The sequence below is a fragment of the Nocardia alni genome, assembly GCF_019038435.1.
Lineage (GTDB): Bacteria > Actinomycetota > Actinomycetes > Mycobacteriales > Mycobacteriaceae > Nocardia > Nocardia alni.
Map to the genome: position 1 here is coordinate 1 of NZ_JAGPOX010000386.1, position 408 is coordinate 408.

General features: G+C 67.4%; 1 protein-coding gene. It reads left to right on the forward strand.

The window, feature by feature from the left end:
* Positions 1-408: tetratricopeptide repeat protein (locus tag JZ791_RS44440; protein ID WP_216904020.1), on the forward strand; the 408-nt coding region annotated here is incomplete at both ends.

Consider the following 408-nt stretch of genomic DNA (forward strand, 5'->3'; position numbering starts at 1 on the left):
CTGCGACGCCTGTCTCGCAGCCGGCGCAGGGCACGCCGTGGAAGCGCAGCGACCAGCTGCAGCATCAACGCCTGGCCGAGGGGGTTCAGGCCTACCGCAAGGGCGACTTCGCCACTGCACGCAGACAGTTCGAAGGCATCGACAGCGATGCCGGTTGGTACAACCTGGCCAACACACTTGCACGCGAAGGCAACTACGACGAAGCGATCGCCGCCTACGACCGCGCACTGGCGCTGCATCCGGGCATGGCCGATGCAGTGGCCAACCGCGCCGTGGTCGATGCCGCACGCAAGCGCAGGCCATCCGGGGGCGGCCAAGGCCAGGATCAACAGAAGCCACCGCAGAACGGGCAGCAGAAACAACCGCAGGGCCCGCAGGGCCAACAGAACCCACAGGGACAGCCGAAGC